This is a genomic window from Bradyrhizobium sp. (assembly GCF_035570375.1).
Taxonomy (GTDB): domain Bacteria; phylum Pseudomonadota; class Alphaproteobacteria; order Rhizobiales; family Xanthobacteraceae; genus Bradyrhizobium.
This window is the reverse complement of record NZ_DATMLW010000099.1, coordinates 1-5,647: the sequence shown is the minus strand read 5'-3', so window position 1 is coordinate 5,647 and position 5,647 is coordinate 1. Positions and strand designations below refer to the sequence as shown.

Genomic DNA, 5,647 nt, shown 5'->3' with positions numbered 1-5,647 from the left:
TTCCATCGAGATTGCCCAGAACAAGGCGTACACGGCTCTGTTCGGCGTCTCCACGCAGGACTTTTTCAACTTCATCCAGCGCGACCCGTCGCTTCTGGCTGGGATCCCCACGCTTGCGCGTGTGGCGGCGTACGGAGGAGGGTTTCCCATCAAGGTGGGCGGAGAAGTCGTCGGGGCTATCGGGGTGAGCGGGGCCCCCACGGTGCAGCACGACGTCGATTGCGCGAAAGCAGCCCTTGCGCTCGTGCCCGATGCGATGCGGGACGAATAATTGGAGCTCAGACCATGGTGATTCATACCCGTCCAGAAATGGTTCATCCGCGTCAAGAAATGACTCACACCCACCAGACCGCGCCAACACAGTTCGCTGAGGCCAACGGCATCCGCTTCGCCTATCGCCGCTTTGGGAAGTCGGGCGGGGTGCCGCTCGTTTTCAACCAGCACTTCACGGGAACGATGGACCATTGGGATCCGGCGGTGACGGATGGCCTCGCAACGACGCGGGAGGTGATCCTGTTCAACAACGGTGGCGTCTCCAGCAGCTCCGGGGAGGTTCCGACCTCCTGTGAACAAATGGGGACGAACGCGGTCTCTTTTATCAAGGCGCTTGGACTATCGAAGGTCGATGTGCTCGGATTTTCGATCGGCGGCTTTGTCGCGCAGGAGATCACTCTCCAGGCGCCCGACCTCGTGAGGCGCCTGGTCCTGGTCGGCACCGGCCCGCGCAGCGGCGAAGGCATGGCGACCCTCACGCCGGAGGCGCAGGAAATCTTCGGCGCCACTTATGACGACCGCGATCATCTTTGGCTTCGGGTCCACTTCACGCGGTCCGAGAAAAGTCAGGCTGCAGGCCGTGAGTTCCTCAAGCGCTTCCGCCTGCGCGCCCAGAACCGCGATCCCGAGGTCGACGAAAAAGTTGCGCCCACACAGATCGAAGCCATCACCAAATGGGGCACGCCGCGGGAGAAGCCGTTCGAATATCTGAAATCGATCCGCCAGCCAACGCTGGTCGTCAATGGCGACAACGACGTGATCATCTATTCGGTGAACTCCTCAATTCTGCAGCGGCATCTCCCGAATGCACAGCTGATCCTCTATCCGGACGCCGGTCACGGCTCACTGTATCAATATCCCGACCGGTTCGTTCGGCATGTGTCTCTGTTCTTGTCCGAAGAACAAACGCCATGAGCACATATTAAGAGAGCGCGATAGTGACCACCTGCACCTGCCAACACGGAGACAAGTCATGACTGACAAGCCAGTGAAGATTCCGGGGCCGGACCACCCGATTTCGATCGAAGCGAACCCGTCTCGCGTCGTGGTCAAGGTCGGCGGAAAAATCATCGCCGACACAAGCGCTGCGTTGACACTTCGCGAGGCGTCGTATCCGCCCGTTCAGTATATCCCCCGTCGGCACGTCGATATGGCCGCGCTGGCGCGCAGCGAACACACCTCGTATTGCCCCTACAAGGGCGACGCTTCCTACTACAGCATTCCCGCTGGCGGTGAACGTTCATGCAACGCGGTGTGGACTTATGAGGCCCCATTTGAAGCGATGGCGCAGATCAAGGATTACGTCGCCTTCTACCCGGACCGGGTTGACGAGATAAGTTAACCGGCGAGAGGAAGGAGCATGAGAGATGGCGTCGAACAAAAAAAGGAACAAAACGCTTGTCCTCGAAGCATTCAATACACTGAGGCGGCCGCGCGATATTGGTCGCCGAACTACATCCAGCACAGCGCCCACATCCGGGTCGCGAAGGTCTCTTCAACCTCATCAAGGCCAGTCCCGCGTCCCTCAAATAAGAGCCGGGAGTGATCGTGGCCGAAGGCGATTTCGTGATTGTCCACGGTCGCTTCTCCGGCACCGGACTGCCGAGAAACTGGATAGCCGCCGACATCGTGCGCATCGCGGACGGGGTGTTGGCCGAGCACTGGGATGTGCTCCAGGATGAGGGGGCTCGCGCGGACTCAAAGCGCGGTCTGCCGATGTTCGGCGACAGTTTCGCCGATCGATCTTGATGGCGACGGAGCGGAGGCGCGCGAAGCGGCGGTGCAAACAGGAACTGAGGACAACCTAAGGTTCGCGGCATTTATGGTGGTAGCGAGCGCTAAGGCATGACCGCTTATGGCCCATCGCGTCATTTCGCTGCAAAGCCGCCCTCGGTCGCTTTCGGTAGGAAGCGGACATCAAATGGCAGGCAGGACCGACTGACTCAGTCGCGAATGACCCAACTGAGACATCGCGTCCCAGGCTGGCTGGCACCATTCGTTTCTCGCTATTGGGTCGTCGCCACACAGACGGCACATCCGTTCGGCGTTCGATCCCATTTTGGACTCAAATTTGCCCGCGACTCAATCAACACCGCTGCTTAGGCAGGACCGGCGCTCGTCCAAATTGGGGAACTTGCCCATGGTACCGTCACCTGACGAATTCGTCGATGTTCTGACATCGATGCTTGAGGAGCTCGCGAGCGTTTCAGACCCGCAGCGTCGGGTAACGGATGACCTAAAGTTGCTGCGAGAAGCGAATTCCCGACTTCGCGCGGTTGCTGTTCAACTATCGAATCTCGTCGGCGATCTGCCGCCTCTTCCGAGCAGGGCTGCGCCGCTTGCCACGTTGCGACGGACGAAAGCCGCCGACGGCAAACGCGATGGCGGCTAAAGATTTCCGGCTTTGGCACGAAACCGACAGCCGGAATGGCCTGCGATGTCCGCTAACCAGGGAAGACCAGAAGTGAGCCGCGTGGGGTCAAGGTGACGCGATTGACCCTCAACGGACATGGGCCGTCACGATTGGCCGAAGCCGCTCGCGCCTCCGCAACAGTGCTATAATCGCGCCGAGACTATGAGTGGGTCGAGGATATGAGGCGGCGCGAATTTCTCGGCGTGATCGGCGGCGCGGCCGTGTTGTCGGTGGCGGCGCACGCCCAGCAGGCACCGATGCCCGTAGTGGGATTCTTGCACGGCGGAGCACAAGAAGGATACGCGCCAATGATGGCCGCGTTTCGGAAGAGCCTGAGCGAAGCCGGCTATGCAGAGGGCCAGAATGTATCGATTGAATTGCGCTGGGCCGAAGGTCGACTTGAGCGGCTGCCAGAACTGGCGGCCGATCTTGTGCGCCGTCAGGTATCTCTCATCTTTGCGGGCGGGGGACCGGAACCTGCTCTCGCAGCCAAAGCAGCAGCCACGTCAAAAATCCCGATTGTGTTTGCGAGTGGCGTTGATCCTATCGAAGTTGGACTTGTGGCCAGCCTCAGCAGGCCGGGCGGAAACATAACGGGAGTGAGCTTTCTTATTAACACTCTGGGGCCTAAGGAGCTGGAGGCGCTGCATACCCTGCGACCCCGGGCGACTGTTATTGCCGCCCTCATCAACCCTGATCTCGCAACTACCGTCTTGCAGTCGAACGACGTGGAGATGGCGGCAAGCACCCTCGGTCTGCGAGTCCGTATCTTGCATGCGCGCACGGAAGGCGAGATCGAGACGGTTTTTACCTCCTTATCCCAAATGCAATTGGGCGGGCTTGTGATTGGTGCCAATGCGTTCTTCTTCAGTCGTCGTGATCAGCTCGTTGGGCTGGCGACACGCTACTCGATTCCTACGGTCTACCCATGGCGCGAAGCTGTAGTGGCTGGTGGGTTGATGAGCTATGGGGCCAACGTTACCGATGCCTATCGTGTCGCTGGCCATTATGTCGGCCGTATTCTCAACGGCGAGAAACCCGCCGACCTGCCGGTTCAGCAATCAACGAACACCGAATTGGTCATCAATCTCAAGACCGCCAAGTCGCTCGGCCTTGCCTTTCCGATTGCTCTGTTGGGTCGCGCCGACGAGGTGATCGAGTAGCTTCTTTTGTTGCCGGTGCATGAGTGGGAAATTGGCCCATCGCGTCATTTGGCTGCAAGTCAGAACTTCGGTCGCTTTTGGAGAGAAGCGGACGTCGACTGGGAGGCAAAGCCGGCTAATTTGGTCGCGAATGACCCAACTGCGACATCAGTCCTCCGCCAGAACTCACACTCGGCCCCTTCCAGTGTGCTAGTTTGAGCCGGTACGATGTCTTCCTGAGCCTTGAGGAAGCCAATGAGACGGCGGGAGTTCATTACGCTGCTCGGCGGCGGTGCGGTGGTTGCCTCGCCGCTTACGGCGCGCGCGCTGCAGACCGACAAGATGCGCCGGATCGGCGTGCTCAGGGCCGCGACTGCGGGCGATCCGGACGTCCAAATGAACATCGCGGCCTTCGCGCAAACATTGGAGCAATTAGGCTGGAGCGACGGCCGCAACGTGCGCATCGATTACCGCTTAAGTGGGGCCGACGCCGACAAAACCCGTACCGATGCGGCGGAATTAGTGTCGCTCGGCCCGGACGTAATCTTCGCTTCCGGCACCTCTGCTGTGGAGGCTTTGGCCTGGGCAACTCGCACCGTACCGATCGTTTTTGCGCTTGTTGTCGATCCGGTTGGCTCCGGCTTCGTCGATAGCCTGTCGAGACCGGGCAGCAACATAACCGGCCTTATGCTATTCGAATACGATTTGAGCGCGAAGTGGCTAGAGCTTCTGAAGCAGATCGCGCCAAACGTGACGCGCGCGGCGGTTCTTCGAGACCCTGCGATAACCGCCGGGATCGGGCAGTTTGCAGTCATTCAGTCCGTGGCACGGTCAGTCGGCGTGGAGGTGAGCCCTGTCAACGTGCGAGACAAATCCGAAATCGAGCGTGCCGTTACGGCCTTTGCAGGCACATCGAATGGCGGCCTGATTTTGACCGCGAGTGCGTTATCGGTGTTCCATCGCGAACTGATCATTTCGCTGGCGGCCCGACACAGACTGCCTGCGGTCTATTACCGGCGAGTTTTTGTCGCCGACGGAGGGCTGATCTCCTATGGGGCTGATATCACCGATCAGTACCGGCGGGCTGCCGGCTACGTGGATCGCATCCTCAAGGGCGAGAAGCCGGCCGATCTGCCGGTGCAGGCGCCCACCAAGTATGAGCTTGTGATCAATCTCAAGACCGCCAAGGCGCTCGGCCTCGAACTGCCGACCTCTCTGCTCGCCCGCGCCGATGAAGTGATCGAGTAAACCCTTACAGCCGTGTGTGGTATTTGCTGCGCTGCGTGAGTCCGGAACTGACCCCAAACAGATGTGTCGCCGCAGTCGCCGCGCGTCCGCTGTTGAGGCATGAGCGGACCTGAACTTCCGAATTTGACCCGAAGCTGGACATCTGGCTCTTCATTCAATTACCTCATCGGCGATGGAAAGCACTGCCGGCGGCACCTCGATGCCGAGCGTTCGTGCCGTTTGCAAATTGATGAAAAACTCGAACTTGGTCGATTGCAACACCGGCAGCTCGGACGGCCTCGCGCCCTTGAGTATGCGGCCGGTATAGACGCCGACCTGATGAAATGTCTCCGCGTAGTCGCTTCCGTAGCTCATCAGCCCGCCGGCCACGACATACTCACGCTGCGAATAAGTCGCCGGAATTTTGTTCGCCGCAGTCAAGATGGCAAATTGAACGGCGCGGCTGTTAAAGAACGAGTCGCCACCGACGAAGAGGGCGTCGGGACGCTCGCGCGCAAGGCTGGCAAAGGCCGCATCGATCTCGCCGATTGTCGTAGCCTCGAATATCTGGATTTGCAGCCCCATGATTGTG

Annotated in this window: 7 protein-coding genes; 6 read left to right on the top strand and 1 reads right to left on the bottom strand. The window is 59.7% G+C overall.

The features are described from left to right. The 6 genes from VNX23_RS11035 to VNX23_RS11010 form a co-directional block, all read left to right on the top strand. Positions 1 to 271, top strand: a 271-nt coding sequence (locus tag VNX23_RS11035; protein ID WP_325629929.1) for a heme-binding protein, incomplete at its 5' end; no start/stop codon positions are given. Positions 272 to 330: 59 nt separating this feature from the next. After that, complete coding sequence (locus VNX23_RS11030; RefSeq protein WP_325629927.1) at positions 331 to 1,188, top strand: alpha/beta hydrolase; 858 nt, start codon at positions 331 to 333, stop codon at positions 1,186 to 1,188. Positions 1,189 to 1,246: 58 nt separating this feature from the next. Continuing rightward, complete coding sequence (locus VNX23_RS11025; protein ID WP_325629924.1) at positions 1,247 to 1,615, top strand: DUF427 domain-containing protein; 369 nt, start codon at positions 1,247 to 1,249, stop codon at positions 1,613 to 1,615. Positions 1,616 to 1,821: 206 nt separating this feature from the next. Beyond that, positions 1,822 to 2,022 (top strand): hypothetical protein, encoded by a 201-nt coding sequence (locus tag VNX23_RS11020; protein ID WP_325629923.1) that lies wholly within the window; start codon positions 1,822 to 1,824, stop codon positions 2,020 to 2,022. 843 nt (positions 2,023 to 2,865) lie between these two features. Next, positions 2,866 to 3,849: an ABC transporter substrate-binding protein gene (locus tag VNX23_RS11015; protein ID WP_325629922.1), complete on the top strand. Its 984-nt coding sequence runs from the start codon at positions 2,866 to 2,868 to the stop codon at positions 3,847 to 3,849. A 234-nt stretch (positions 3,850 to 4,083) separates the two neighbouring features. Further along, the gene (locus VNX23_RS11010) at positions 4,084 to 5,076 is read left to right on the top strand and encodes an ABC transporter substrate-binding protein (protein ID WP_325629921.1); all 993 of its coding nucleotides are present in this window, start codon (positions 4,084 to 4,086) and stop codon (positions 5,074 to 5,076) included. 150 nt (positions 5,077 to 5,226) lie between these two features. On the opposite strand, the gene VNX23_RS11005 is transcribed toward VNX23_RS11010, so the two are convergent. Continuing rightward, on the bottom strand, positions 5,227 to 5,647 hold a 421-nt coding region (locus VNX23_RS11005; protein ID WP_325629919.1), incomplete at its 5' end, for an ABC transporter substrate binding protein.

Bases quoted from the DNA above. Each gene is read 5' to 3' on its own strand.
- VNX23_RS11030 (WP_325629927.1), top strand. From the start codon at position 331: ATGACTCACACCCACCAGACCGCGCCAACACAGTTCGCTGAGGCCAAC.
- VNX23_RS11025 (WP_325629924.1), top strand. From the start codon at position 1,247: ATGACTGACAAGCCAGTGAAGATTCCGGGGCCGGACCACCCGATTTCG.
- VNX23_RS11015 (WP_325629922.1), top strand. From the start codon at position 2,866: ATGAGGCGGCGCGAATTTCTCGGCGTGATCGGCGGCGCGGCCGTGTTG.
- VNX23_RS11010 (WP_325629921.1), top strand. From the start codon at position 4,084: ATGAGACGGCGGGAGTTCATTACGCTGCTCGGCGGCGGTGCGGTGGTT.